Below are 26,592 nucleotides of genomic sequence, written 5' to 3' on the forward strand. Positions count from 1 at the left end.
GATGAAGCGCACACTCGCCGGGCTGGCGACCGCCGTGGCGGCGGCGCTCATGCTCACTGCATGCGGCGGCTCATCAGACCCGCTGGCAGGCAACAACGCGACCGGCAACCCCGCGCCGACCGACACGATCATCGTCGGCTCGGCCAACTTCGCCGAGAGCAGGTTGCTGGCGGAGATCTACGCCCAGGCCCTGTCGGCCAAGGGCGTCAAGGTCGACAAGAAGCTGGGCATCGGCAGCCGTGAGACGTACTTCCCCGGCATCCAGGACGGCTCGATCGACCTGGTGCCCGAGTACACCGGCGTGCTGCTGCAGTACCTGGACAAGAAGGCGACCGCGACGAGCTCGGACGAGGTCTACGCCGAGCTGAAGAAGGTCCTGCCGCAGTCGCTGCAGGTGCTGGACAAGGCCGCGGCGGAGGACAAGGACGCCGTGGTGATCACGAAGGAGACGGCGGCGAAGTACAACGCGAAGTCGATCGCCGACCTCGTGCCGCACGCCGGGGAGATCACCTTCGGTGGCCCGCCGGAGTTCCAGCAGCGGCCGGACGGCATCCCCGGGCTGAAGGAGCGCTACGGCCTGACCTTCAAGGACTACAAGTCCCTCGAACCCGGCCCGATCACCACCAAGGCCCTGCTCGACGGGGACATCCAGGCGGCGGACATCTTCACCACCGACGCCGCGATCGAGGCCAACGGCTTTGTCGTGCTGGAGGACCCGAAGAACAACTTCGCGGCGCAGAACGTCATCCCGGTGATCAACGCCAAGAAGGCGTCCGACGTGGTGAAGGACACCCTGAACAAGATCTCGGCGAAACTCGACACCAAGACCCTGCTCGACCTCAACGCGAAACTGGCCGCCCCGGACAAGCCGGACGCGTCCAAGGTCGCCCAGGACTGGCTCGCCTCAGCCGGAATCTGACGCGTCACAACAACAAGGGCCTGCCGGGCTGGTGCCCGGCAGGCCCTTGTTGTGCGTTTGGTGAGGCCAGGGACAGGCCAGCACAGGTTCAAACCTTGAAGTCCGCCACATGATCCGCCACCCAGGCCCGGAAGGACCTGGCCGGAGAACCAGTCACCTCGGCCACAGTGGACGTGACGGGCTCCGGATCAGCGACCATCCCGGCCCAAGCCGCCAAAGCCCCGTTGGCCACAGCCTCCGGCCACCCGGCGGCGATCATCTTTGCCCGCGCCTCCTCCGCAGGCTGCTCGTCGAACCGCAGATCCCGGCCGATGACGTCACCGATGATCCGAACCTGCTCGACCTGCGAAACCAGTTCCGGCCCGCTCAACAGGTACTTCGCCCCAACGTGATCGTCGGAAAGCAGCGCCCGCACGCCGACGGCGGCCATGTCGTACTCGTGGATCAGCGGCCGGGCCAGCTGACCGTACGGCGCCCGGACCACGCCGGACGCCTTGATCTCGTCAGCCCACAGCAACGTGTTCCCGGCGAACCCGGTGGGCCGCAGGAAAGTCCACTCCACACCGGACTTCTCGATCAGGGCCTCGGCCGCCAGCGCCCACTCCGGATCCCCCGCCGAGGACAGGTACACCACACGCCGGACCGACGAGGACGCGATCACGTCCACCACTGGTTCGAGGCCCTCGACGTGGAAGAACGGCCAGACCAGGAAGACCGAGGTGACACCGTCAAGGGCCGCCCGCACGCTGTCCACATCGGTCACGTCACCGCCGGTGGAGCGGGAGAAGGCCCGGGCGGGCACCGGAAGCTGGGCCATGACCTGGCCGCCGACCTTTCCGGTCGCCCCTGTCACAAGAATCGTCATGCCCTGAGCGTGCAACGTCAACCCAGGTTCAGGTCAACCGCGGCCGCCGACGCGGGTTGTCATCTCGAGTGCGACCTTCCGCACCTCGGCGGCCAGGTCCGGCCATGTCTCCCCGCACTCGGGATCACACGTGTGCCGGAAGGTCGCGCTGATCGCGGCGATCGGCCGTCCGCCGTGGTCGAAGATCGGCGCGGCGACCGACGCGAATCCGGCCGTGACGTAGCCGTCCTCGACCGCCCAGCCACGTCGGCGTTCCGCGGTGAGCAACCGGCGCAGTGCAGGCAGGTCACGCGGCCCGCGGTCGGTCCGGGACACAAAGCTGTCCTTGCCCGGGAACAACGCCCTGACCTGCGCGGCAGGCAGGAACGCCAACATCGCCCGGCCGGACGCGGGCAACTGCGCGGGCAGCCGCACGCCAACCGACGTCACCAGCGACTGCGGGTGCGACGGCTGCTCGCGGACCACGTACAGCGTCTCGGCGCCGTGCAGGACGCCCAGGTGCCCGGTGTGCCCGACCCGGTCGGCGAACCGGCGCAACAACGGCCGTGCGAGCCGTTCGAGTGGGTCCTGCCGTAGGTACGCCGAGCCGACCTCGAAAGCGGTCACGCCGAGCCCGTACCGCCGTTCCTCGGGCAGGTGGGTCACGAACCCGGCCTCGGCGAGCTCGGCCAGCAGGTGGTACGTGGTCGACCGCGGTAGGCCCAGCTCACGGGCCACGGTCGCGGCCGAGACCGGGCCCGGCCGCCCGGCGATCAGCCGCAGCACGGCCAGGCCACGACGCAACGCGGGCACGTCCGAACTCGTCACCACGCGTGCCACGCTAACCCCCAGCTCCCCCCTCGTGAGTGTTTATCGGGGTTAGAACACGGATAAACACTCACGAGGGAATGTCTGGGATTTCAGACAGCATCGGGCTGTGCCGGGTCGTGCGGAGGTGATCGACGGGGTGTGATGGCTCCATGGCAGAACCGGTAGCCCTGGGTCTCACCCCGATCAGCCGCGCCGACGTGGTCGCGGTCGCTCGTGATGGCGTGGGCGTTCGTCTGACCGACGAGGCCCTACGCGCCGTGGCGCAGTCGCGTGAGCACATCGAACGACTCGCGTCACGGCCTGAACCGACCTACGGCGTCTCCACCGGCTTCGGCGCGCTCGCGGTCCGCCACATCCCACCGGCTCGGCGGACCGCGTTGCAGCACGCGGTGGTCCGTTCGCACGCGGCGGGCGCGGGGCCGGAAGTGGAGGCCGAGGTCGTCCGTGGGCTGATGCTGTTGCGCCTGCGCACGCTCGCGATGGGCCACAGTGGCGTGAAGCCGTCCACTGTGGAGGCTTTGGCCGGCATGATCAACGCCGGGATCGTCCCTGTCGTGCGAGAGTACGGTTCGCTGGGGTGTTCCGGCGACCTCGCGCCCCTGTCGTCGATCGCGCTGGCGTTGACCGGCGAAGGCGACGTCCGCGTGGACGGTGTGCTGCGGCCCGCCGCCGAGGCGTTGCGGCAGGCCGGGATCACCCCGGTCGAGCTGGCCGAGAAAGAAGGCCTCGCGCTGATCAACGGCACCGACGGCATGCTCGGCATGCTGATCATGGCCGTCGCCGACCTGCGCGGGCTGATCCGGGTCGCCGACCTGACCGCGGCGATGAGCGTCGAGGCGCTGCTCGGTACCGACCGCGTCTTCCAGGCCGAACTGCACGCGCTCAGGCCGCACCCGGGCCAGGGCGAGTCCGCGCGGAGGATGGCCGAGATCCTGGCCGACTCCGAGATCGTCGCCAGCCATCGAGGACCGGACTGCACGCGCGTGCAGGACGCGTACTCGCTGCGCTGTTCGCCGCAGGTGCACGGTGCCGCGCTGGACACCATCGCGCACGCGGAGCTCGTCGCCGACCGGGAGCTGGCGTCCGCGGTGGACAACCCGGTCGTGCTGGCGGACGGCCGCGTGGAGTCCAACGGCAACTTCCACGGCGCGCCGATCGCCTACGTGCTGGACTTCCTGGCGATTCCGGTGGCCGACGTGGCCAGCATGGCCGAGCGCCGTACCGACCGGATGCTCGACGTCGCCCGCTCCCACGGCCTGCCCGCGTTCCTCGCCGACGACCCGGGCGTGGACTCCGGGCACATGATCGCGCACTACACCCAGGCCGCCGTGGTCGCGGAACTCAAGCGACTCGCCGTACCCGCGTCGGTCGACTCGATCCCCACCAGCGCCATGCAGGAAGACCACGTCTCGATGGGCTGGGCGGCCGCGCGCAAGCTGCGCAAGGCGGTCGACGGCCTGACCACGGTCCTCGCGATCGAGCTGCTCACCGCGGCACGCGCGCTGGACCTGCGTGCCCCGCTCAAACCGGCCACGGCGACCGCCGCGGCCGTCGCGGCGTTGCGCACCCGCGTGCCCGGGCCAGGGCCGGACCGGCACCTCGCGCCCGAAATCGCCGCCGCCGAAGAACTGATCCGCTCTGGAGGCATCAAGTGACCGTTCGGGCCGCCACCGGCACCACCCTGACCGCGAAGAGCTGGGCGACCGAGGCCCCGCTTCGCATGCTGCACAACAACCTGGACCCGGACGTGGCCGAGCGGCCGGAGGACCTGGTGGTCTACGGCGGCACCGGCAAGGCCGCCCGCGACTGGCCGAGCTTCCACGCGATCACCCGCGAGCTGACCGAGCTCAACCAGGACGAGACGCTGCTCGTGCAGTCCGGCCGTCCGGTGGGCGTGCTGCGCACCCACGAGTGGGCGCCGCGCGTGCTGATCGCCAACTCCAACCTGGTGCCCGACTGGGCGAGCTGGCCGGAGTTCCGCAGGCTCGAAGCCGCGGGACTGACCATGTACGGGCAGATGACCGCGGGTTCGTGGATCTACATCGGAACCCAGGGCATCCTGCAGGGCACCTACGAGACTTTCGCGGCCATCGCCGCCAAGAAGTTCGGCGGCTCGCTGCGCGGTACCCTGACCGTCACCGCAGGCCTTGGCGGCATGGGCGGCGCCCAGCCGTTGGCCGTGACCATGAACGACGGTGTCGCGCTGGTCGTCGAGGTCGACCCGCAGCGCGCCCAGCGCAGGCTGGAGACCCGCTACCTGGACGAACTGGCGTCCGATTTGGACAGCGCGATCGCACGGGCGGAGACCGCGAAGCGCGAGGGACGGCCACTCTCGGTCGGTGTCGTGGGAAACGCCGCCGAGGTGCTGCCCGAACTGCTGCGCCGGGGCGTCGAGGCCGACATCGTCACCGACCAGACGTCCGCCCACGACCCGTTGATGTACCTGCCCAAAGGCGTGGCGCTGGAGGACTGGCCGGACTACGCGGCCAAGAAGCCGGACGAGTTCACCGACCGCGCCCGTGACTCGATGGCCGAGCACGTCGACGCGATGCTGGGCTTCCTCGACAAGGGCGCCGAGGTCTTCGACTACGGCAACTCGCTGCGCGGCGAGGCCAAACTCGGTGGCTGCGAACGGGCCTTCGACTTCCCCGGCTTCGTCCCGGCGTACATCCGGCCGCTGTTCTGCGAGGGCAAGGGCCCGTTCCGGTGGGCCGCGCTGTCCGGCGACCCGAAGGACATCGCCGCCACCGACCGGGCGATCCTTGAGCTCTTCCCGGAGAACGAGTCGCTGGCCCGGTGGATCACGATGGCCGGGGAACGTGTTGCCTTCCAAGGTCTTCCGGCCCGGATCTGCTGGCTGGGCTACGGCGAGCGGCACCTGGCCGGCCTGCGGTTCAACGAGATGGTGGCCAGCGGCGAGCTGTCCGCGCCGGTCGTGATCGGCCGCGACCACCTCGACTGCGGTTCGGTGGCCTCGCCCTACCGGGAGACCGAGGGGATGGCCGACGGCTCGGACGCGATCGCCGACTGGCCGCTGCTCAACGCCATGGTCAACACCGCGTCCGGGGCGACGTGGGTGTCCGTCCACCACGGCGGTGGCGTGGGCATCGGCCGGTCCATCCACGCCGGACAGGTCACTGTCGCAGATGGAACGGACCTGTCCGCGCAGAAGATCGAACGGGTGCTGACCAACGATCCGGGGATGGGCGTACTACGCCATGTGGACGCCGGATACGACCGTGCGGCGGAAATCGCGCAATCACGGGGTGTGCATATCCCGATGACCCGGGCATGATCTTGCTATGACCACGGCGACCGAGCTGTTGACCGCCATCCGGGACGTGGGTACGGACCCCCGGCGCGGCGGATACTCCCGGCACGGCTTCGACCCCTCGGAACTGGAACTGCGCGAGTGGTTCACGGCCGAGGCGGGCAAGCGCGGCCTGGACGTCGAGGTCGACCGGAACGGCAACATCTGGGCCTGGTGGGGTGCGCCAGGCCCGGACGCGCTGGTCACCGGCAGCCACCTGGACTCGGTGCCGGGCGGCGGCGCGTTCGACGGGCCGCTCGGCGTGGTCTCCGGCCTCGCGGCGGTGGACGTGTTGCGGGCCAAGGGCTTCCAGCCCGGCAGGCCGCTGGCGCTGATGGTGTTCGCCGAGGAGGAGGGCGGCCGGTTCGGCGTGCCGTGCCTCGGTTCCCGGCTGCTCACCGGCGCCACCCCCGCGGCGGCGGCGCTGAACCTGAAGGACCAGTCCGGCGACACCTTCGCCGACGCGGTGAAGGCCGCCGGGCTCGATCCGGCCAGGATCGGCAGGGACGAGCAGGCACTGTCCCGGATCGGCCAGTTCGTCGAACTGCACGTCGAACAGGGCCGTGGGCTGATCGACCTGGACGCGCCGGTCGGCGTGGCCACGTCGATCCTGGCGCACGGCCGCTGGCGGTTCCGGTTCTCCGGCCAGGGCAACCACGCCGGTGCCACGCCGATGGGCTCGCGGCACGATCCGATGCTCCCGGCCTCCCAGCTGGTGCTTTCCGCCAGGTGGGCGGCGTCCAGTGTGGACGGATCACGGGCGACGGTCGGCCGGATCGAGCCCACGCCCGGTGGCACGAACGTGATCGCCTCGACCGTGGACGTCTGGCTCGACGCGCGGGCGCCCAACGACGGCCGGACCCGATCGGTGGTGGAGCGGATCACCGCGGCGGCCAAGCAGGCAGCCAGGGACGAGGGCTGCGAGCTGACCGTCACCGAGGAGTCCTATGGGGACGCTGTGCACTTCGACTCCGCCTTGCGTGACGAGCTCGTGACGGCTCTGGGCAACGTGCCGGCCCTGCCGACCGGCGCCGGGCATGACGCGGGAATCCTCGCCGCTCACGTGCCGACCGCGATGCTGTTCGTGCGGAACCCGACCGGCGTCAGCCACGCGCCTGCCGAGCACGCCGAGCCCGCGGACTGCGAGGCCGGTGTCGAAGCGCTGGCCAAGGTGCTCGAGAAACTGGCCCACAAAGTCGATCCGGCATGAGGTTCTGGTGTGAGCACGCCTGGCTGGACCTGTCAGGCGTGCGATCCGGTGTTCTCGTCGACGTGGCCGACGGCAGGATCACGGCTGTGACGCCGGATTCGCCGTGCCCGCCGGACGCGCGCCGGCTGACCGGCTTGGTCCTGCCGGGTTTCGCCAACGCGCATTCGCACGCTTTCCACCGGGCCTTGCGCGGCCGGACGCACGCGGACGGCGGCACGTTCTGGACGTGGCGCACCGGCATGTACGCGCTGGCCGGAAAGCTGGACCCGGACTCGTATCGGAAGCTGGCGACCGCGGTGTACGCCGAGATGGCGCTGGCCGGAGTGACGTGCGTCGGTGAGTTCCACTACGTGCACCATGCCCCGGGCGGCGTTCCTTACGCGGACCCCAACGCCATGGCCGAGGCGTTGCGCCAGGCCGCTCACGACGCGGGTATCCGGGTGACCTTGCTGGATACTTGCTACTTGGCCGGAGGAATCGACCAGCCGTTGGCACCGGGACAACTCCGGTTCTCCGACGGCTCGGTGGACGCCTGGGCCTCCCGGGTCTCCGCCCTGCGGTCGGACTCGACGCTGCTCGCCGGGGCCGCGATCCACTCCGTCCGCGCGGTGCCTCGGCCCGCGTTGCGTGAGGTCGTTTCGGCGTGGCCGGCCGGTCCGCTGCACGTCCACCTGTCCGAGCAACCCGCCGAGAACGAGGCCTGCTTCGCCGCGTATGGTCTGAGTCCCACGGAGCTGCTGGCTTCCGTGGGCGCGCTTTCGGCTCGTACCACGGCCGTTCACGCGACCCATCTGTCTACTGAGGACATCATGCTGCTTGGTTCGACGCGGACCGGCGCTTGTTTCTGTCCGACCACGGAGGCCGACCTGGCCGACGGGATCGGGCCCGCACGTGAGCTCGCCGACGCGGGCAGCGTGCTTTCGCTTGGCAGCGACCAACACGCGGTGATCGATCCACTGCTGGAGGCGCGTGCGCTGGAACACGGTGAACGGCTGCGCACAGGACAGCGCGGCCGGTTCGCACCGTCAGAGCTGTTCTCGGCACTGACGGCCCACGCCAGCCTCGGCTGGCCGTCGGATTTCGCCGATCTCGTCGCGATCTCGCTCGACACACCACGTACCGCCGGATGCCTGCCGGAGCAGGTGATGATGGTGGCCACTGCGGCTGATGTGCACACGGTCATCGCCGGTGGAAAGGTGATCGTCGAGGACGGGCACCATCGCGTCGGCGACGTCGGACGGCTGCTGGCCGAGGCGACAGAGGAGTTGTGGCGATGAGTTTGCTGCTCACCGGAATCGGCGAGCTGACCACGAACGACGACGAACTGGGAACTCTGCGGGACGCGGCCCTGGTGATCGACGGGCCGTCAGTGGTGTGGGCGGGCCCGGCCGCGTCGGCGCCTGCCGCGGACTCCGCCGTGGATCTGGCCGGCAGAGCAGTGCTGCCCGGCTGGGTCGACAGCCACACCCACCTGGTCTTCGCCGGTGACCGGACAACCGAGTTCGCCGCCCGGATGGCCGGCGAGCCGTACCGCGCGGGCGGGATCGCCGTGACGGTCGGGGCCACTCGTGCCGCCTCGGACGCTGAACTGACCGCTGTCGTGCGCAAGCACGTCGCCGAGGCGGTATCCCAAGGCACGACGTACATCGAGACCAAGACCGGCTACGGCCTCGACGTGCCCAACGAACTGCGGTCAGCGGTCCTGGCCTCTTCGGAGGTCGACGAAGTGACCTTTCTCGGCGCGCACCTCGTGCCCGGCGACTGGGACGCGGATTCCTATGTGGACTTGGTCCGCGGTGAGATGCTCGACGCGGTCGCGCCGCATGTCCGCTGGATAGACGTCTTCTGCGAAACCGGCGCCTTCGACGGCCCGCAGTCCCGCGCGGTGCTGGCGGCAGGCGCGAAGCACGGCCTCGGCCTGCGCGTCCACGGCAACCAACTGGACTACGGCCCAGGCGTGCGGATCGCGGTCGAGATGAACGCGGCATCCGTCGACCACTGCACGTACCTGACGAAGTCCGACATCGACGACCTCGCCAGTTCGGAGACCGTGGCGACACTCCTGCCCGCCTGCGACCTGTCGACCCGCCAACCCCTGCCGGACGCCCAGTCCCTCCTGAACGCCGGTGCGACAGTGGCCTTGGCCTCGAACTGCAACCCCGGTTCGTCGTACACCACATCGATGGCGTTCTGCGTTGCCACGGCTGTCCTTCAGATGCGCATGAGTGTGGCCGAGGCCGTCCGCGCCGCAACGTGGGGCGGTGCCCGAGCCCTGCGCCGCGAGAACGAGATCGGCATCCTGCGCCCCGGCAGCCGCGCGGACATCCACGTCCTGGACGCCCCCTCGATCACACACCTGGCCTACCGCCCAGGCGTGCCCCTGACGTACGCCGTCTGGCGCAAAGGAGAACGCGCCCGCTAGCTCACCCGCGTGTCCACCATTCCAACACCCCGTGTCCACCATTCCGGCACACTGAAATGCACTTTCCGGCACCCCGAAATACCCGAAGCAGTTATCCACAGCGACGACTTGTCCACAGGCGCCGGTCAGCCGCACTGGCCACCGTGACATCCGCACCGTCACGGTGGCGGTATGCACATGAACAGCGGCCTGCACGGCGCTCACATCAAACGTGTCCTCGTCGAGAAAACCGGCCGATGTGAAGTCAGGTCGAAACTCAACGAGGGATACCTGGTCCACTTCACCAAGCAAGTGCTGGTCGAACGTCGGCGGGCGGCCGATCTGCTGACACGTGCCGCCGCGACGATCCTGCTGGCAGGGCCAGACGCAGTCCTCACCAGCCATACCGCCGTGCGCCTGTACGGCTGCGATGCGGCTGATGACGCGCCCATTCACGTATTGCTCCCGTACAGACGTCGTCTACGCTCCCGCCCCGGCATCGTGGTTCACCACAGCGGATGGGAACCCGAACAGGTGGAGGAACTGCACGGACTGCCAGTTCTCTCGTTGGGGCATTCGCTGGCTGACATGCTCTGCCGCGCGCGGTCGGCCACGGCCTTCGCATGCCTGGAGCAGGCGCTTGCCATGCAACCGGAAGACGTTCGTCCGCGGTTCAGAGGTCTTGTGGCCGAATGCGTCCTCGCGCGAGCCGACAAGCGCGGCCTGCGACGCGCGACGACGCTTCTGGAACTCGCGACAGGCCTGACCGAGTCGCCGGCTGAGAGTTGGATGATGGTGAGGCTGATCGACGCGGGCATACCTGAGCCCGTACCTCAGTTCGCCATCGTCGGGATGGACGGGCGTGAGCGGTACCGGCTTGACTTCGCGTGGCCGGACGTACGGATTGCCTTGGAGTACGACGGCTATGCGGCACATGAAGGCCGGGAATGCCACGACTTGGCGCGTGAGGAAGACCTTGTCCGGCGCGGCTGGATCGTCGTCCGCGCCACAGCGGCGGACCTGAAGGATCCCACCAGGCTGACTGCCGAGCTCCGGCAGGCGTTTCTCCGCCGGCACATCGCCGTTTAGGCGCACCCTGACGGAGTGTGCAACTCGGGGTGCCGGAACGTGTATTTCATGGTGCTGGAATGGTGGACACGGGGTGCCGGAATGGTGGACACGACGTGGGGCGCGCCCGTCCGAGTGAGGGGCTCGGGCGGGCGCGCGTTGGGGCTACGAGGTCAGCTGACCTCGTAGACCAGGTCGGAGTAGAAGGCGCTCAACGGGCTTGCCCACGAGGTGCCGTTGGCGACGTTGCAGCCGCTGTTGCTGCGGCTGTGCAGGGCGACCGCGTAACGGTTGCCGCTCGGGGCCAGCCAGTACCAGCCGCCGCCGCTGTCGCCGCCGCAGGCGTCGTAGCCGTCGATGCGGACCATGCCGCGGGTGCCGGCGTCACTGGTGTTCGTGACGGTGGCGCAAGGGTTTCCGCTCCGTGCCGGGTTGGTGAAGCTCGCCGACAGGCAGGCGACGTCGTTGACCAGGAAGAAGGACTCACCCTTCACCGGCGAGGTGTTCGAGCCCGCGCCGATGTAGATCCGTCCACTGTTGACGTTGTCGTAGAAGGAGTTCGTCGACACGATCCTGGTCACGTCGGACACCCCGGAGTCGATCCGGCCGCTCACCGAACCGACGGTCCGCACGGTCGCGGTGCCGTTCGACCAGACCTCGCCGATGCCGGTGCTGCAGTGGCCCGCGGTCAGGGTGATCCGCTGGTTGGCGGAGTTGCGTGCCGTGAAGCCGATCGAGCACCAGTGCTGGCCCGCGCCGTTGCGCAGCATCAGGCCCGCTGCCTGGAAGTCGTCACAGTTCGCCCGGTCGGTGCACGCGTCGGCCTGCACCGACGTGTTCTGGCCGTTGACGACGGACACGCCCGCCTGGCCTAGCTCCGCGCGACGGGCGGACTCGGGCACCGCGGCCACGACCTGGTTGGTGCGCACGTCGATGCCGACGTTGCCGCCGGCCGCCTTGGCCAGCGCCGACGTTCCGTTGCGGAGGGCTTCGGCCTCGGCGTTGAGCTGGTCGAAGTTACGCGCCACGAGCGGCGTGTTGACCTTCACGCCCTTGGTGGCGCCGACCGCCGCCAGGGTCCTGCCGGTCGTGGCCGAGGTGACGGCCACGTTGTAGGTGGCCGTGTACGGGTCGAACCAGCCACCACCGAACGTCTTCCACTCCTTGGCGATCTCCGCCTTGAGCTGCTCACCCGCGGACTGGGCCTGTGCGGCGGCGCGAGCCGCCGCGGGTGTCAGGTCAGGGTGCGAGACCAGGTACGCCTGCGCGATCGTCGCCACGGCATCGGTGCCCGCGTCGTACGCGCCCGTCACCTTGGCGGGCGCCGCGGTGGCCGGTGCCGCTAACACGCCGAGCACGGAAATTCCGGCCGCCGCGAGAACAGCGTTTCTTCGGAACATAAATCCTCCCCTGGGAAAAAGGCATACGACAACGCCGACATGGATTCGGATTCGTTGCTTTTCGAACTGGCCTTCACCTGCGTCATCGACGCGGAACGGAACGGTACGTGGATTCCTCGGCGAGTGTCAACGCGATGGAGTCCACACTGCAGTCCACTGCAATTCGCGAAATCGAATGTATTTACCGCCCGCCCTTTTGGGCGTCCCCTGCGGGCAAGGATGGCGCCAGGTGGTGCCACGTCTGACGCCACGCTCGAAACCTCGTTGACCTGCGGAAACGTGAAGTGGTGTCAAGCTGGGGTTGCGATGGTGTCGCTGTGGTGCCATAGTTGGCGCCATGGACCTCACCCCATACGTCGAGAACCTCCGTGCCGAACTGGCGGTCGCCGCCGAGGCGGGGGGCGACGAAGCCAGGGGGTTGGCCGAACGGCTCACCGCGGCACTCGAGTCGGCGACCAGGCTGACCCTGTTGGACGCCCTTTCGGCCGCTGCGGAGGAGATCACCCGTGATCTGCTGCCCGGCTCGGTGGAAGTCCGGCTGCGCGGCCGGGACCCCAACTTCGTGGTGGTGCCACCCGCGGTGCCGGATTCCGCCGAACCGGAACCCGCGCCCACCGTGTCGCCGCTCACCGACGAAGCGGCCACCGCACGGATCAACTTCCGGCTGCCGGACCAGCTCAAGCAGCTTGTCGAGCAGGCCGCCAACCGGGACGGGGTGTCGATCAACACGTGGCTCGTGCGTGCCGTCGCCACCATGGTCGACGCCGATGGTGTCACCCGGAAACACCGCGGAACGTGGGAAGGCCAGCGATTCTCCGGCTGGGTCCGCTGACTCTGATCCCGACTTTCCGACCCCTGTGAAAGGAATGCCGAAATGCCTGTTTTCCAGACTCCGGAACCGATCGCCGTCACGCTCGAGGTCGCCGTCGGTGAGGCGCGCTTCTTCGCCGGTGACCGGGCCGACACCGTGGTGGACGTCCGGCCCCGGCGGGAATCCGACGGCAACGACCGGAAGGCGGTCGAGAAGACCAGGGTGGAGTATTCGAACGGCCGACTGCTCGTCAAAACACCGAAATGGCCACTGGTCGGCAGGGGCGGCACGGTCGACGTCACGATCGAACTGCCCGCGGGCAGCCGGGTCACCGGTGACGGCCAGATCGTCGACCTGCACTGTGAAGGCAGGCTCGGCGAGGTGCGCTACAAGATGGCGTACGGCGGTGCCCGGTTCGAGCAGACCGGCCCGTTGACGGTGGACAGCGGGCATGGCGCGCTGGTGGTCGGTCAGGTGGCCGGGCACGCCGAGCTGCGGACCGGATCGGGCGAGGTCAGTGTCGGCCGCATCGACGGCACCGCGAACGTGAAGAACGGCAACGGCCGCACGAGGATCGGCGACGTCTCGGGCGATCTCAAGGTCACCGCGGGCAACGGCGAGGTCGAGGTCGAGTCGGCGTCCGCCGGAGTCACGGTGAAGGTCTCGCATGGCGACATCCGGATCGGCGAGGTCGCACGCGGCGAAGTGACGCTGACGACCACCCACGGCGCCGTCGATTTCGGTATCCGGCAGGGCACCGCGGCATGGCTGGACCTGAAGTCGGTGCACGGCTCCGTCCGCAACAACCTCGACACGACCGAGGGCCCTGAGAAGAACGAGGAGACCGTCGAAGTCCGCGCGCACACCGGATTCGGCAACATCACCGTGCACCGCGCCGCCTGATCCCCCAGCTCGGTCCGGGTCCGTTGGGTCCGGGAGCGTCCTTTTTCGTCAGCCGTGGCCCGTACCGATTTCTCTGACGTGGCGACTGGGGCGGCTGATCCCGATACCGACTTCCTGCCGGGGCGGAAGTGTGCCCTGCGCAGACAACCAAGCATTTGCTTGCCTGACTATGTGAGGAACCATGAAGCTCGCGATCGAAGCGACCGGGCTGCGCAAGTCCTATGCGGACAAGGTCGTCCTGGACGGAATCGACCTGCGGGTCGCCGAAGGGACGATCTTCTCCCTGCTCGGCCCGAACGGTGCCGGCAAGACCACCACCGTGCAGATCCTGTCCACGCTCCTGGCCGCCGACGACGGCAAAGCCGTTGTGGCAGGCCACGATCTGACGGTCAATCCCGGCGGTGTGCGCGGTTCGATCGGCGTCACCGGTCAGTTCTCCGCGGTGGACGCCATGCTCACCGGGGAGGAGAACCTGCGGCTGATGGCGGATCTGCACCGGCTGCCCAAGGCCGAGGGCCGCAGGCGCACAGCGGAGTTGCTGGAGCAGTTCGACCTCGTCGAGGCGGCACGCAGGACGCCGATGACCTACTCCGGTGGCATGCGCCGCCGGCTCGACCTCGCGATGACGCTGGTGGGCAGCCCGCGGATCATCTTCCTCGACGAGCCCACCACCGGACTGGACCCGCGCAGCCGCCGCACGATGTGGGAGATCATCCGCAAGCTCGTCAAGGACGGCGTGACGATTTTCCTGACCACGCAGTACCTTGAGGAAGCCGACCAGCTCGCCGACCGGATCGCCGTGCTCAACGGCGGCCGACTGGTCGCCGAAGGCACTCCGGACCAGCTCAAGCGCCTGATCCCCGGCGGTCACGTCCGGTTGCAGTTCGCCGACGTGCCCCGGCTGGACCACGCCGTCCGGATTCTCGGCGGCACGCGCGACGACGACTCGCTCGCGCTCGACATCCCGTCCGACGGCGGCGTGCAGTCGCTGCGTTCGCTGCTGGATCGCCTGGACGGCAACCACATCGAGGCCGACAGCCTGTCCGTGCACCTGCCCGACCTCGACGATGTCTTCTTCGCCCTCACCGCCAAGGAAACCACCCGATGAGCACTCTCTCCCTCGCCGTGCGCGACTCGGCCACCATGCTGCGCCGCGACTTCACCCACTCCAAGCGCAACCTGATGATGACCATCAGCGGCATCGCCACCCCAGTGTTCATGATGCTGTTGTTCGTCGGGGTGTTCGGCGGCGCGATCGGACCGAGCTCGGCCAGCAGCTACATCGACTACCTGACGCCCGGCATCGTGATCATGACCGCCGGGACGGGCTCGGCCGCCACCGCGGTCAAGGTCTGCCAGGACATGGCCGAAGGGATCATCGCCAGGTTCCGCACCCTGGACATCACCCGGGCGTCCGTCCTCACCGGACAGGTGATCGGCAGCGTGATCCGGACGTTGGTGAGCGTGACGCTGGTGATCGGGCTGGCCGTACTGCTCGGTTTCCGGCCGCGGGCCGGCTTCGGTGACTGGCTGCTGGTGCTCGGTGTCTTCGTGCTGCTGACGTTCGCGATCACCTGGCTGGCCGTCGCGTTCGGACTGAAGGCCACCACCCCGGCCGGCGCGAACAGCCTGTCGCTGATCCTGCAGTTCCTGCCGTTCATCAGCAGCGCCTTCGTGACCACCGAGTCGATGACCGGCCCGGTCCGCTGGTTCGCCGAGAACCAGCCGTACACACCGGTCATCGAAACCATCCGCGGCCTGCTGATGGGCACCCCGATCGGCAACAGCGCCGTGATCGCCGTCAGCTGGTGCGTGGTTCTCAGCGTCGTCGGCTACGTCTGGGCCAAGAGGCAGTACAACCGCACACCTGTCCGCTGACGGCTCAGTCGTCGATGTCCTCGTCGTCGCGGGCGAGGAAGGTGGCGAGGCGCTCGACGGCCTCCTCGTAGTCGGGATTGGCGTCGACGAAGGCGCGGAGCTTCTCGGCGAGCCAGCCGAACGTCACTTCCTCCTCGCCACGGCGTTCCTCGAGCTCTTCGATTCCCCGGTCAGTGAAGTACATAGGTTCTCCATACAAAACGGCTCCCGGGGCGCGTGCCCCGGGAGCCATCTTTATACAACTCGGGCAGACGTCAGTCCGCGAAGGCCTTCTCGATCAACTCACGCTGCTCGACCTCGTGCACCTTGGACGAACCCACCGACGGGGCCGACATCGGGCGCCGCGACACACGCTTCATGTTGCCCATCCGCTCCGGGAACTTCTCCCGCACGAACAGGCCGTAGAACGGCCACGAGCCCTGGTTGGCCGGCTCCTCCTGCACCCAGCGCACGTCGTGCGCGTTCGGGTAGCGGTCGAAGATCTGGCCCAGCTTCTTCTGCGGCACCGGGTAGAGCTGCTCGACCCGCACGATCGCGGTGTCGGTCACGCCGCGCTTCTCCCGCTCGGCCGCCAGCTCGTAGTAGAGCTTGCCGGACACGAACAGGATCTTGCGCACGCCCTGCGGGTCCGGCTGCGTCGGGTCGTCGAGCACCGACATGAACCGGCCCTCGGTGAAGTCCTCCACCGCGCTCACCGCGGCCTTGTTGCGCAGCATCGACTTCGGCGTGAAGACGATCAGCGGCCGGGTCACGCCGTCCAGCGCGTGCCTGCGCAGCAGGTGGAAGTAGTTCGCCGGGGTGGACGGGATCGCCACGGTCATCGAGCCCTCGGCGCACAGCTGCAACCAGCGCTCGATCCGGCCGGAGGTGTGGTCCGGGCCCTGGCCCTCGTGGCCGTGCGGCAGCAGCAGCACGACGTCGGACAGCTGGCCCCACTTGGCCTCCGACGACGAGATGAACTCGTCGATCACCGACTGGGCGCCGTTGACGAAGTCACCGAACTGGGCTTCCCACAACACCAGCGCGTCGCCGTTGGCCACCGAGTAGCCGTACTCGAAGCCGACCGCCGCGTACTCCGACAGCGCCGAGTCGTACACCAGGAACCGGCCCTGGTCCTCGCTCAGGTTCTGCAACGGCGTGTACTCCTGGCCGGTCTTGCGGTCCACGACCACCGCGTGCCGCTGCACGAACGTGCCGCGCCGCGAGTCCTGGCCCGCCAGGCGGACCAGCTTGCCCTCCAGGTTCAGCGAACCGAACGCCAGCAGCTCGCCGAACGCCCAGTCGATGTCGCCCTCGCGGGCCATCTTGGCGCGCCGCTCGAGCACCGGCTTGACCCGCGGGTGCGGCGTGAAGCCCTCCGGCAGGTTGATGTGCGCGTCCGCGATCTTCTCGATCACCTCGCGCGACACCGCCGTCGGCACGCGGGCCGGAACCTGCTGCTCCTCCTCGACCGACGGGCTCGGCGAGATCGGGTGCTTCTCGAGCTCGCGCACCTCGTTGAAGACGTGCTCCAGCTGTGAGGAGAAGTCGCGCAGGGCCTTCTCGGCCTCGTCGACGGAGATGTCGCCGCGGCCGATCAGGGCCTCGGTGTAGGTCTTGCGGACGCTGCGCTTGGTGTCGATGATGTCGTACATCGCCGGCTGCGTCATCGACGGGTCGTCGCCCTCGTTGTGGCCACGACGCCGGTAGCACAGCATGTCGATCACGACGTCCTTGTTGAACGCCTGGCGGTAGTCCATCGCCAGCTTGGCCACCCAGTGGCAGGCCTCCGGGTCGTCGCCGTTCACGTGGAACACCGGCGCCTGGATCATCTTGGCCACGTCGGTCGCGTACTGGCTGGAGCGCGAGTGCTCCGGCGCGGTGGTGAAGCCGACCTGGTTGTTGATGATCACGTGCACCGTGCCGCCGGTGCGGTAACCGCGCAGCAGCGCCAGGTTCAGCGTCTCGGCGACCACACCCTGGCCGGCGAACGCGGCGTCACCGTGCAGCGCGACCGGCAGGACCGTGAAACCGCCCGCGTCGCCACCCTTGTCGAGGATGTCCTGCTTGGCGCGCACGATGCCCTCGAGCACCGGGTCGACCGTCTCCAGGTGCGACGGGTTGGCGGTCAGCGACACCTTGGTCTCGCCGTCGCCGAACATCCGGAAGTACTTGCCCTCGGCACCGAGGTGGTACTTCACGTCACCGGAGCCGTGCGCCTGGCCCGGGTCGAGGTTGCCCTCGAACTCACGGAAGATCTGCGAGATCGGCTTGCCGACGATGTTGGCCAGCACGTTCAGCCTGCCGCGGTGCGGCATGCCGATGACGACCTCGTCCAGCTCGTACTCGGCGGCCTTGTCCAGGATCGTGTCCAGCAGCGGGATGACGCTCTCGCCGCCCTCCAGCGAGAACCGCTTCTGGCCGACGTACTTGGTCTGCAGGAACGTCTCGAACGCCTCGGCGGCGTTGAGCTTGGACAGGATGTACTTCTGCACGGCCGCGTCGGGCTTCTCGTGCGGGATCTCCACACGGTCCTGGATCCACCGGCGCTCCGCCGGGTCGAGGATGTGCGTGTACTCGACGCCGACCGTGCGGCAGTACGAGTCCCGCAGCACGCTCAGCACGTCCCGCAGCTTCATCCGCTCCTGGCCGGCGAAGCCGCCGACGGCGAACTCGCGGTCCAGGTCCCACAGGGTCAGGCCGTGCGACAGGATGTCCAGGTCGTCGTGGCGGCGCTGACGGTAGTTCAGCGGGTCCGTGTCGGCCATCAGGTGGCCGCGGTTGCGGAACGCGTCGATCAGCTCGATGACCCGGGCGGCCTTGTCGAGCGTGCCCTCCGGGATGTCCTGCACCCAGCGGATCGGCTCGTACGGGATGCGCAGCGAGGTGAAGACGTCGTCGTAGAACTTGTCCTCGCCCAGCAGCAGCTGGTGGATCCGGCGGAGGAACTCGCCGGACTCGGCGCCCTGGATGATCCGGTGGTCGTAGGTGGACGTCAGCGTCATGATCTTGCTGATGCCCATCTCGACCAGTGCCTTCTCACTGGTGCCCTGGTACTGCGCGGGGTACTCCATCGCGCCGACGCCGATGATCGCGCCCTGGCCCGCGGTCAGCCGCGGCACCGAGTGGTTGGTGCCGATCGTGCCCGGGTTGGTCAGCGAGATCGTGGTGCCCGCGAAGTCCTCGGTGGTCAGGTGACCGGTCCGGGCCTTGCGGATCAGGTCCTCGTAGGCCTGCCAGAACTGCGCGAAGGTCATCTCCTCGCAGGCCTTGATGGACGCGACGACCAGGTTGCGCTGACCGTCCTTGCCCGGCAGGTCGATGGCGAGGCCGAGGTTGACGTGCTCCGGCGTGACCAGCTGCGGCTTGCCGTCGACGACGGCGTAGTGCCGGTTCATGTTCGGGTAGTCCTTCAGCGCCCGCACCAGGGCGTACCCGATCAGGTGGGTGAACGAGATCTTGCCGCCGCGCGTCCGGCGCAGCCGGTTGTTGATCACGACCCGGTTGTCGAACAGCAGCTTGGCCGGAACGGCCCGGACGCTCGTCGCGGTCGGGACCGTGAGCGACTGCTCCATGTTCTTGGCGATCGCGGCGGCGGCGCCGCGGATCGGCTTGCTGCTCTCGCCGTCCGCCTTGGCCGGGTCCGGCTTCTTGGCGGCGGCGGGCTTGGCCGCGGGCGTCGTCGGCTTCGGGGGTGCCGACGCGGGGGCGGTCGCCTTGGGGGCCGTGGCCTTCGCGGCGGCGGGCGCCTGGCCGTTGGTGTCAGAAGCAGGCGGCTCGATCTTGGTGACCGTCTTGGTCTGCCCTGTGGCGCTGCTGCTGGCCACGCCCTGAGTCCGCTGCTGTGTGGGCTTGTAGTCGGCGAAGAAGTCGTGCCACGCGGGGTCTACCGACGCCGGATCCGCGAGGAACTGCTCGTACATCTCTTCGACGAGCCACTCATTCGGGCCGAACTGTGACGCAGGGCTGCTGCTGGACACGGCTGGCACTCGCCTCTATCCATCTCGTTCTCGATATTGAACACACTCGCCAACCAGGCTAGTACCCCGCTCGTGCGGTGTGTGACCCGATTGAACCTTGTGCGCATGCCGACGATGGGGTATTGCTCACTGAATCGATCAGGGAATCGATTCTCCCAGGCGATCCGCCGTCCCGCCACACGCCTGTCGAACAACGACCCAACTGGTCCAGCCCCGGCGGGGCCTGACGTCCGCCGGCGCACTCGGGGTGCCGGAACGTGGCACACGGGGGTGCCGGAATGGTGGACACGGGGTGCCGGAATGGTGGACACGACGTCAGTCGACGAGGGCTTCGTCCGGTGCCTCGGTCGTGCCGAAGTGCCAGAGGCGGGCGTAGAGGCCGTTGGCGTTGATCAGCTCGGTGTGGGTTCCCTGTTCGGCGATCCGGCCGCCGTCGAGGACGATGATGCGGTCCGCCCGCGCCGCTGTCGCCAGGCGGTGGGCGACCACGAACGTCGTGCGGGAGCGGGTGAGTTGTTCGCTCGCGGTCAGCACCTGGGCCTCGGTCGACGGGTCGAGGGCGGCCGTCGCCTCGTCGAGCAGCAACACGTCGGGGTGGGCCAGTTCGGCGCGAGCCAGCGCCACCAGTTGGCGTTGGCCCGCGGACAGGCCCTGGCCGCGTTCGCCGACCTGCTGGCGGAAGCCGGCGGACAGGGACGCGACCATCGGCAACGCGCCGACGGACCGGGCGGCGTCCTCGATCTCCGCCCGGGACGCCTCCGGGCGGGCGTAGGCGATGTTGTGCGCGACGTCGCCGGTGAACAGGTGCGCCTCCTGCGGGACGACGCCGAGGCGCTGGCGGAACGAGGCCAGGTCGTAGTCCCGGATGTCCACGCCGTCGACCAGGACCGAACCCGAGGTCACGTCGTAGAACCGGGCGACCAGTTTCACCAGCGTCGACTTGCCCGCGCCGGTCGCGCCGACGAGCGCGACGGTTTCGCCCGGCGCGACACGTAACGTCACGCGGTCCAGCGCGGGCTCTTCGACGCCGGGGTAGTGGAACGACACGTCGCGCAGTTCCACCTCGCCACGCAGGCTGGCGGGCACGTCGACCGGGTGGTCGGCCGGCCGCAGCGAACTCGGGGTGCGCAGCAGGTCACCGATCCGGCGCAGACCGACCCGGGCCTGCTGGTAGCCGTCGAAGACGCCGCTGAGCTGCTGCACCGGCGCGAAGAACAGCCCCAGGTACAGCAGGAACGCCAGGAGCACGCCGGGGCTCAGCGAGCCCTCGGCGACGCGCTGCGCGCCGACCACCAGGACCGCGGCCCTGGCGACGCCGGAAAGCATGTCCACGAAAGGGAAGTACGTCGCGATGTAGCGCTGTGCCCTCGCCCGCGACCGCCGGTACGCGTCGCTGCGGGCGGCGAACGCCTGAGCGGACACGCCTTCGCGGGTGTACGCCTGGGCCACGCGCAGGCCGGACACATTCTCCTGCATGTCCGCGTTGACGGCGCTGACACGCTCGCGTGCCTCCGCGTACGCCACTGAGGACAGTCGCTGGAAGATCACCGTCGCGACGATCACGACCGGCAGGACGGCCAACGCGACCAAGGCCAGGGACGCGTCCGTCACCAGCAAGGCGACGGTCACGGTGACCACGGTCAGCAGGCTGGCGACCGCGGTGACCAGGCCGGTCTGCAGGAACGTCGACAACGCGTCGACATCCGTGGTCATCCGGGTCATGATCCGCCCGGCCATCTCGCGCTCGTAGTAGTCGAGCCCGAGGCGCTGCAGATGCGCGTAACTACGGACGCGCAACAGGAACAACAGGCGTTCACCGACCCTGGCCGCCCATACTGTCGACAAGGCACTGGCGAGCCAGCCGAAGCCGACCAGCGCGACGCCCAGACCGGCTGCGATCCACAGTCCGTTGGGAGAACCGGTCACCACGCCGTCGTCGATGCCGAACCGGACCAGCGACGGCAGCGCCATCGACAGCACGGCGTCCGCGATCACGAGCGCGCCCACGAACACCAACGCCCACCGGACCGGTCGCAGGAGCCTGCGCAGCGAGAAGTTCGGGTCCGGCCTGGTCGGGTCCTCACCCGGCATGTCGGGTTTCTCGGTCGCCGGCGGCAGGGCCTCGATCTGCGCCAGCAGTTCGGGTGTCGCCGGGACGGACGCGGCCGGGCCGCCCGGACCACCTCGGGCCCCTCCGACACGGACAGGGGAGGGAGACGTCGTGGTCGGCTCGGGCTCCGCCGCGTCGGACGGCCACAGCGCGTCGGTCACGCCGTCGGAGCCGAGCTCGTCAGGCGCGCAGCGGCACTTGTCCTCGATCGCGTCCCCTTGGCTGGCAAGGAGGTTCCGGTACAGCTCGCAGCGCGCGGTCAGCTCGTCGTGCGTGCCGATGTCGACCAGGCGGCCGCCGTCGAGCACGGCGATCCGATCCGCCAGTTGCAGGCTCGACCGGCGGTGCGCCACGAGCAACGTCGTCCGGGTCGCGGTGATCTCGCGCAGCGTGTCGTGGATCGCGGCCTCGGTCGCGGTGTCCACGGCAGACGTCGCGTCGTCGAGCACCAGGACACGGGGGTCGGTCAGCAACGCCCTGGCCAACGCGACACGTTGCCGCTGCCCACCGGACAACGTCAGGCCGCGTTCACCGACGACAGTGTCGTAGCCGTCGGGCAGTTCGGAGATGAAGTCGTGGGCCTGGGCGGCCTTGGCCGCGGCGATCACTTCCTCCGCACCGGCGTCCGGACGGCCGTAGGCGATGTTCGCCCGGATCGTGTCGGAGAACAGGAACGCCTCTTCGAACACGACCCCGACCGCGCGCCGCAGGGACGTCAGCCGGAACTCACGGATGTCGACGCCGCCGACTGCGATGGTGCCCTCGTGCACGTCGTAGAACCGGGGGAGCAGCATGGAGATCGTCGACTTGCCGGATCCGGCCGTGCCGACGAGGGCGAGTGTCTCGCCGGGGCGGACGTGGAACGACAGGCCGTCCAGCACGGGTTCGCTGCGCGTGTACCCGAACCGTACGCCGTCGAGTGAGACGTCCAACGGGCCGTCCGGGACATCGCGCGCGTCCGGCGCCTCCTTGACCTCCGGCTGGGAGTCGATCAGGTCGTACACCCGTTCGACACCGGCCCGTGCCAGCTGCGCGTTCACGACCAGGCTGGACAACAACCGGGCCGGACCGACCAGGTTGGCGACGTAACTGGTGAACGCGAGAAACGTGCCCAACGTGACCTGGCCGTCGAGCGCCATCCACCCGCCGAGCGCGAGCACGCCGACCTGCCCCAGGGCGGGCAACGCGACCAACGTGGCCGACGGCTTGGACGTCAGCGTCGCGGCACGCATCCGCTCCGCGAACAGCTTGCGTGCGGCCTTCTCCAGCCGCGAGACCTCCCTGGCCTCCTGGCCGAAGCCCTTCACCACCCGCACGCCGGTGACCGTCTCCTCGACGTGCTGCGCGAGGTCCGCGGCCTTCTGCTGCGCCGACCACGTGGCCGGGAAGAGCCTGCGGCGGGTCCGTATGCCGACGAACACGACCAGTGGCACGACGACCAGCGCGATCACGGTCAGCAGTGGCGAAAGCCACACCATGGCGCCGATCGCGACGATCGCGAAGAAGACCGTGCCGATCGCGAGCGGCACCATCGACAGCAGACCCTGGACGAGCTGCAGGTCGGTGATCGACCGGGACACCACCTGGCCGGTCCGCAACGCGTCCTGCTTCGCGCCGTCCAGCCGTTGCACCGCTTGGAAGACCTGTTGCCGCAGGTCGTGCTGGACGTCGAGGGCGAGCCGTCCGCCCAGGTAGCGCCGGATGAACGCGGACCCGAACGTCAGCAGCTCCAACGCGATCAGCACGGCCACGATCACGGCGAGACCGTTCGTGTGCCCGGCGACCGCCCCGTCGACCGCGACCTTCACCAAGAGCGGGCCGACGGCCTGGAACCCGACACCGATCACAGAGGCGAGCACGGACAGCAGCACGAGACGACGGTGCTGCCAGCACGCGCGGGTCAGCCGTCGGATCCAGCCAGGCGAGGTTTCAGGCACCCAGCCAGGTTATGTCGAACCACCGACAGGCCAGCCATCGTGAGTGTTTATCGGCGTTCTAACCCTGATAAACACTCACGAGGGGAGGGGGCCGGGTGGGTGGGGTCAGGTGATGTCGCGGCGGCGGGCGACGAGCCAGCCTGCGAGGCCGAGGGCGACGGCGTAGCCGACGAAGATCAGGCCGCTGACCCACCACTGCGGTGAGTCGGTGAGGCTGAGGAATTCACGCAGGTCTTCGTACGCCCGCTGGTTGCGTCGCGAACTGCCCGGCAGACCGGCGAAGAACAGGTCGAGCGACAGGTCCGTCACCATGTTGCTGCCGGACGTGTTCAGCAGGTACGGCGGGACGTGCCCGGCGTCGTTGCTGCGCAGCACGACCGAGATGATCGGTTCGATGATCAGCACGTAGACGATCAGGCCGACGGTCGTGCCCACCTGGTTGCCGATCAGCGCGCCGACGCCGACACCCAGCAGCGTCCACATGACCATCGCGACCACACCGGCGCCTGCCAGCGTGAACCAGTCGTCGGTGTCCGGGAAGTTGTTGCCCAGCAAGGCGCCCAGGGTGGCGGCGAGCATGCAGACGAGCCCGTAGACCGCGCCGATCGTGGAGTACACGAACAGTTTCGCGGCCAGCACGGCACCGCGCGTCGGGCCGGTCAGGTAGCTGGTGGTGATCGTCTTGTGCCGGATCTCGCCGGTCACCGCGGTGCCGCCGAGGATCAGGCCGAACACCGACGCGAAGTTGATGCCCTGCGCGAAGGCGGGCAGCGCCAACGGGACCACGCCGCCCAGTTCGCGGTCGATGTCGCCGAGCGCGCCGAGGGCGGCACCGCCCCACGTGAAGGCCAGGCTGAGCGCGGCGGCCGGGATGAGCAGTGCCCACCAGAGCTTGGTGGTGAAGACCTTGCGGTACTCGGCGGTGATCAGGCGGTTCATCGCTGCCCACCGTCCTGGGGTCGCTGCCACTGTTGCTGGTGCTGCCACTGTTGCTGCGGTTGCTGGGGTTGCTGGGGTTGTTGCGGCCAGCCTGGTGGCGGTTGCTGGAACTGTTGTTGTGGCTGGTGGTGGACCTGTTGCTGGTACGGGTTGAGCTGGGCGCCGGAGAACTGCCCGCTGGTCAGCTGGAAGAAGATCTGCTCGAGGTCGGCGTGCTGCGAGTGCATGCCGTAGATCGCCACCCGGGCTTCCAGGGCGAGGTCGCCGACCTGCTCGGGTTCGACGCCGGTCACCGCGAGCGTGCCTTCGGGCAGGTGCTCGATGGTGGTGTGGCCGGCTTCCTGCAGGGCCGTGATCAGCCGCTGCGCGTCCGACGGGCGCACGACGACGCGGCCCTGCTGGGATTTGCGCAGCTGCTCCAGCGGGCCGTAGTACATCGTCTGGCCGCGGCTGATGATCACGACCTGCTCGACGGTCTGCTCGATCTCGGCGAGCAGGTGGCTGGACACGAGCACGGTCCGGCCGCTGCGGGCGAAGCCCTGCAGGAACGTCCGCAGCCACACGATGCCTTCGGGGTCGAGGCCGTTGGACGGCTCGTCCAGGACGAGGACCTGGGGGTCACCCAGCAGCGCGGTCGCCAGCGCCAGCCGTTGCCGCATACCCATGGAGAAACCGCCCGCGCCGCGTTCGGCCGCGTCCGACAGGCCGACGAGGTGCAGGACTTCGTCCACGCGCTGGTCGGGAACGCCGATCGCCGCGGCGTAGACACGTAAGTGGTTGCGTGCGGTGCGGTTCGGGTGGAAGCTCTGCGCCTCCAGCACGGCACCGACCACGCGTGCGGGGTTGCCGAGGTGATGGAACGGTTGCCCGTTGATCGTGGCGTGCCCGGCTGTCGGGGTGACGAGGCCGAGCAGCATCCGCAGGGTGGTCGTCTTGCCTGCGCCGTTCGGGCCGAGGAAGCCGGTCACCGAACCGGGTTCCACTGTGAAGCTGAGGTTCTGCACCGCGAGAACCTGCCCGAAGGTCTTGGTCAGGTTCTGGACAACGACCCGGCCGCTTCCGTCGTGCACGCGTGTCCTCCCACTCGACTGTGGGCGACATCCTGCCTCATGGGAACTGCTCAGGTGCGCGGGACTGGCGGGATCTCCCTGGTTTGTTCACACGGCGATTCGGCGTTCCGGGATTTCCGTAGGGCGCTGCGCACGGAGTTGCGCAGTGGCCGCCTGCGTTCGCGGTGCGGCAGGCCTTCGCCGATCAGGTGCTCGTGGGCCATCCGCCAGACCTGACATGGCCATTTCCTGCCACGCCACCCGCGTGGGCAGGCGTTGCACCGGCGGTCGGGTCCTGGCTGGTGGACCGTCAGCAGCAGCCGCCAGCCGTCGGCCAGCCTGCTGATCTCGGACCGGGCCAGCGGTAGCAGGGTCGCCGGGTCGCCTTGCTCGGCGACCTGGTCGAGCAGGTCAAGCCTGCGTAGCACGGCTGCTCGCAGGAGGTCGTCCAACGGCTGGCTCATGATTCGTTCGCCCGTCCCGCTGCCTGGTCAAGGGCCTGCCGGAGCCCATGGATCTGCTGAGCGGCGGACGCGCCAGGCGGCGGTACCAGCACCACTTTGCCGTGCTCCACGATCAACGTCAGTGCCCGGTCCCGGCCGAAGGGATCGTGGCACCGCACGTCCCATCGTGGCTCAGCCACGAAAGCCTCGAACTCTCACCCTGAAGACATCGACAGTTCACCCGCCGGACTGAACCCCCACCAAGCCCTGCCGGTTCCTGCAACCCAGTGCAACGGCACACGAAGAGGCCAGACGATAGAGGCGGCGCAGACCGAAGCCTCCCCGGCGAAGGTGCGCAGCGCCGGGCAGGCGAAGCCGGGGCTGGTTGCTGGTTGCTGGTTGAAGCGGATCGCGCCCAGCGCTGGGAGGTGAGGAGCTGGCGCCGTGGGGTCTGGGGCTCGGCCCCAGATGTCGCGGACTGAAGTTTCTCTGGCGAGGGTGCGCAGCACCGAGCAGGGGAAGGTTGGGATGGCTGGCTGTGGAGGTTGCTTGTTCAGGTGCGGCGTGCCCAGCGCTGGGA

21 protein-coding genes are annotated in these 26,592 nt (G+C 68.9%); 11 read left to right on the top strand and 10 right to left on the bottom strand.

The window, feature by feature from the left end:
• The first annotated feature begins 1 nt into the window (after position 1).
• Positions 2 to 919 (top strand): ABC transporter substrate-binding protein, encoded by a 918-nt coding sequence (locus GC106_RS10775; RefSeq protein WP_173127711.1) that lies wholly within the window; start codon positions 2 to 4, stop codon positions 917 to 919.
• A gap of 88 nt (positions 920 to 1,007) precedes the next feature.
• Here the strand turns inward: GC106_RS10775 and GC106_RS10780 are convergent, their stop codons facing one another.
• Both GC106_RS10780 and GC106_RS10785 read right to left on the bottom strand, forming a co-directional pair.
• Positions 1,008 to 1,784: an NAD(P)H-binding protein gene (locus tag GC106_RS10780; protein ID WP_173127714.1), complete on the bottom strand. Its 777-nt coding sequence runs from the start codon at positions 1,782 to 1,784 to the stop codon at positions 1,008 to 1,010.
• A 33-nt stretch (positions 1,785 to 1,817) separates the two neighbouring features.
• Entirely contained in the window at positions 1,818 to 2,594 is a 777-nt protein-coding gene (locus tag GC106_RS10785; RefSeq protein ID WP_173127717.1) for an IclR family transcriptional regulator, read from the bottom strand.
• A gap of 149 nt (positions 2,595 to 2,743) precedes the next feature.
• Between GC106_RS10785 and hutH the strand changes: the two genes are divergently transcribed.
• The 6 genes from hutH (at position 2,744) to GC106_RS10815 (ending at position 10,604) form a co-directional block, all read left to right on the top strand.
• Complete coding sequence (hutH, locus tag GC106_RS10790) at positions 2,744 to 4,249, top strand: histidine ammonia-lyase (RefSeq protein WP_173127720.1); 1,506 nt, start codon at positions 2,744 to 2,746, stop codon at positions 4,247 to 4,249.
• Positions 4,246 to 5,889 (top strand): urocanate hydratase, encoded by a 1,644-nt coding sequence (hutU, locus tag GC106_RS10795; RefSeq protein WP_173127723.1) that lies wholly within the window; start codon positions 4,246 to 4,248, stop codon positions 5,887 to 5,889. Before hutH ends, hutU begins: the two co-directional genes overlap by 4 nt.
• Positions 5,890 to 5,896: 7 nt before the next feature.
• Positions 5,897 to 7,114, top strand: a complete 1,218-nt coding sequence (locus tag GC106_RS10800; RefSeq protein ID WP_173127726.1) for an allantoate amidohydrolase — start codon at positions 5,897 to 5,899, stop codon at positions 7,112 to 7,114.
• A complete protein-coding gene (locus GC106_RS10805; RefSeq protein WP_173127729.1) occupies positions 7,111 to 8,391 on the top strand; it encodes a formimidoylglutamate deiminase in 1,281 nt (426 codons plus the stop codon). Before GC106_RS10800 ends, GC106_RS10805 begins: the two co-directional genes overlap by 4 nt.
• Positions 8,388 to 9,536, top strand: a complete 1,149-nt coding sequence (gene hutI / locus GC106_RS10810) for an imidazolonepropionase (RefSeq protein WP_173127732.1) — start codon at positions 8,388 to 8,390, stop codon at positions 9,534 to 9,536. Before GC106_RS10805 ends, hutI begins: the two co-directional genes overlap by 4 nt.
• A 177-nt stretch (positions 9,537 to 9,713) precedes the next feature.
• Entirely contained in the window at positions 9,714 to 10,604 is an 891-nt protein-coding gene (locus GC106_RS10815) for a DUF559 domain-containing protein (protein ID WP_173127734.1), read from the top strand.
• Positions 10,605 to 10,756: 152 nt separating this feature from the next.
• Here the strand turns inward: GC106_RS10815 and GC106_RS10820 are convergent, their stop codons facing one another.
• The gene (locus tag GC106_RS10820; protein WP_173127736.1) at positions 10,757 to 11,983 is read right to left on the bottom strand and encodes a chymotrypsin family serine protease; all 1,227 of its coding nucleotides are present in this window, start codon (positions 11,981 to 11,983) and stop codon (positions 10,757 to 10,759) included.
• A gap of 337 nt (positions 11,984 to 12,320) precedes the next feature.
• Between GC106_RS10820 and GC106_RS10825 the strand changes: the two genes are divergently transcribed.
• The 4 genes from GC106_RS10825 (at position 12,321) to GC106_RS10840 (ending at position 15,575) form a co-directional block, all read left to right on the top strand.
• Positions 12,321 to 12,815 carry a hypothetical protein gene (locus GC106_RS10825; protein ID WP_173127739.1) on the top strand — a complete coding sequence of 165 codons (495 nt, stop codon included), beginning with the start codon at positions 12,321 to 12,323 and terminating at the stop codon, positions 12,813 to 12,815.
• A 42-nt stretch (positions 12,816 to 12,857) separates the two neighbouring features.
• Positions 12,858 to 13,697 (top strand): DUF4097 family beta strand repeat-containing protein, encoded by an 840-nt coding sequence (locus tag GC106_RS10830; RefSeq protein WP_173127741.1) that lies wholly within the window; start codon positions 12,858 to 12,860, stop codon positions 13,695 to 13,697.
• A 181-nt stretch (positions 13,698 to 13,878) separates the two neighbouring features.
• Positions 13,879 to 14,805, top strand: coding sequence for an ATP-binding cassette domain-containing protein (locus tag GC106_RS10835; protein WP_173127743.1), 927 nt, complete (start codon positions 13,879 to 13,881; stop codon positions 14,803 to 14,805).
• Entirely contained in the window at positions 14,802 to 15,575 is a 774-nt protein-coding gene (locus GC106_RS10840; protein WP_173127746.1) for an ABC transporter permease, read from the top strand. The genes GC106_RS10835 and GC106_RS10840 overlap by 4 nt, the downstream gene beginning before the upstream one ends.
• A 4-nt stretch (positions 15,576 to 15,579) precedes the next feature.
• Here the strand turns inward: GC106_RS10840 and GC106_RS10845 are convergent, their stop codons facing one another.
• The 7 genes from GC106_RS10845 to GC106_RS10875 all read right to left on the bottom strand — a co-directional run bounded on the left by GC106_RS10845 (position 15,580) and on the right by GC106_RS10875 (position 26,212).
• A complete protein-coding gene (locus GC106_RS10845) occupies positions 15,580 to 15,759 on the bottom strand; it encodes a DUF6104 family protein (RefSeq protein WP_173127749.1) in 180 nt (59 codons plus the stop codon).
• A gap of 70 nt (positions 15,760 to 15,829) precedes the next feature.
• On the bottom strand, positions 15,830 to 19,534 hold the full coding sequence (locus GC106_RS10850; RefSeq protein ID WP_173127752.1) for a multifunctional oxoglutarate decarboxylase/oxoglutarate dehydrogenase thiamine pyrophosphate-binding subunit/dihydrolipoyllysine-residue succinyltransferase subunit: 3,705 nt from the start codon (positions 19,532 to 19,534) through the stop codon (positions 15,830 to 15,832).
• A 315-nt stretch (positions 19,535 to 19,849) separates the two neighbouring features.
• On the bottom strand, positions 19,850 to 23,581 hold the full coding sequence (locus tag GC106_RS10855) for an ABC transporter ATP-binding protein (protein WP_173127754.1): 3,732 nt from the start codon (positions 23,579 to 23,581) through the stop codon (positions 19,850 to 19,852).
• A gap of 105 nt (positions 23,582 to 23,686) precedes the next feature.
• Positions 23,687 to 24,520 carry an ABC transporter permease gene (locus GC106_RS10860; protein WP_173127757.1) on the bottom strand — a complete coding sequence of 278 codons (834 nt, stop codon included), beginning with the start codon at positions 24,518 to 24,520 and terminating at the stop codon, positions 23,687 to 23,689.
• Complete coding sequence (locus GC106_RS10865; protein WP_173127760.1) at positions 24,517 to 25,590, bottom strand: ABC transporter ATP-binding protein; 1,074 nt, start codon at positions 25,588 to 25,590, stop codon at positions 24,517 to 24,519. The genes GC106_RS10860 and GC106_RS10865 overlap by 4 nt, the downstream gene beginning before the upstream one ends.
• Positions 25,591 to 25,640: 50 nt before the next feature.
• Positions 25,641 to 26,033 carry a hypothetical protein gene (locus GC106_RS10870; RefSeq protein ID WP_173127763.1) on the bottom strand — a complete coding sequence of 131 codons (393 nt, stop codon included), beginning with the start codon at positions 26,031 to 26,033 and terminating at the stop codon, positions 25,641 to 25,643.
• Positions 26,030 to 26,212 carry a hypothetical protein gene (locus tag GC106_RS10875; RefSeq protein ID WP_173127766.1) on the bottom strand — a complete coding sequence of 61 codons (183 nt, stop codon included), beginning with the start codon at positions 26,210 to 26,212 and terminating at the stop codon, positions 26,030 to 26,032. The genes GC106_RS10870 and GC106_RS10875 overlap by 4 nt, the downstream gene beginning before the upstream one ends.
• Positions 26,213 to 26,592 lie beyond the last annotated feature (380 nt).

The organism is Kibdelosporangium persicum (assembly GCF_013280595.1).
GTDB classification, from domain to species: Bacteria; Actinomycetota; Actinomycetes; order Mycobacteriales; family Pseudonocardiaceae; genus Kibdelosporangium; species Kibdelosporangium persicum.

What these genes read in the sequence shown, in the direction of transcription:
- GC106_RS10805 (WP_173127729.1), top strand. Translation starts at nt 7,111, where the DNA reads ATGAGGTTCTGGTGTGAGCACGCCTGGCTGGACCTGTCAGGCGTGCGA.
- GC106_RS10845 (WP_173127749.1), bottom strand. Translation starts at nt 15,759, where the DNA reads ATGTACTTCACTGACCGGGGAATCGAAGAGCTCGAGGAACGCCGTGGC.
- GC106_RS10775 (WP_173127711.1), top strand. Translation starts at nt 2, where the DNA reads ATGAAGCGCACACTCGCCGGGCTGGCGACCGCCGTGGCGGCGGCGCTC.
- GC106_RS10860 (WP_173127757.1), bottom strand. Translation starts at nt 24,520, where the DNA reads ATGAACCGCCTGATCACCGCCGAGTACCGCAAGGTCTTCACCACCAAG.
- GC106_RS10800 (WP_173127726.1), top strand. Translation starts at nt 5,897, where the DNA reads ATGACCACGGCGACCGAGCTGTTGACCGCCATCCGGGACGTGGGTACG.
- hutI (WP_173127732.1), top strand. Translation starts at nt 8,388, where the DNA reads ATGAGTTTGCTGCTCACCGGAATCGGCGAGCTGACCACGAACGACGAC.
- GC106_RS10825 (WP_173127739.1), top strand. Translation starts at nt 12,321, where the DNA reads ATGGACCTCACCCCATACGTCGAGAACCTCCGTGCCGAACTGGCGGTC.
- GC106_RS10870 (WP_173127763.1), bottom strand. Translation starts at nt 26,033, where the DNA reads ATGAGCCAGCCGTTGGACGACCTCCTGCGAGCAGCCGTGCTACGCAGG.
- GC106_RS10820 (WP_173127736.1), bottom strand. Translation starts at nt 11,983, where the DNA reads ATGTTCCGAAGAAACGCTGTTCTCGCGGCGGCCGGAATTTCCGTGCTC.
- hutH (WP_173127720.1), top strand. Translation starts at nt 2,744, where the DNA reads ATGGCAGAACCGGTAGCCCTGGGTCTCACCCCGATCAGCCGCGCCGAC.
- GC106_RS10840 (WP_173127746.1), top strand. Translation starts at nt 14,802, where the DNA reads ATGAGCACTCTCTCCCTCGCCGTGCGCGACTCGGCCACCATGCTGCGC.
- GC106_RS10830 (WP_173127741.1), top strand. Translation starts at nt 12,858, where the DNA reads ATGCCTGTTTTCCAGACTCCGGAACCGATCGCCGTCACGCTCGAGGTC.
- GC106_RS10835 (WP_173127743.1), top strand. Translation starts at nt 13,879, where the DNA reads ATGAAGCTCGCGATCGAAGCGACCGGGCTGCGCAAGTCCTATGCGGAC.
- GC106_RS10780 (WP_173127714.1), bottom strand. Translation starts at nt 1,784, where the DNA reads ATGACGATTCTTGTGACAGGGGCGACCGGAAAGGTCGGCGGCCAGGTC.
- GC106_RS10815 (WP_173127734.1), top strand. Translation starts at nt 9,714, where the DNA reads ATGAACAGCGGCCTGCACGGCGCTCACATCAAACGTGTCCTCGTCGAG.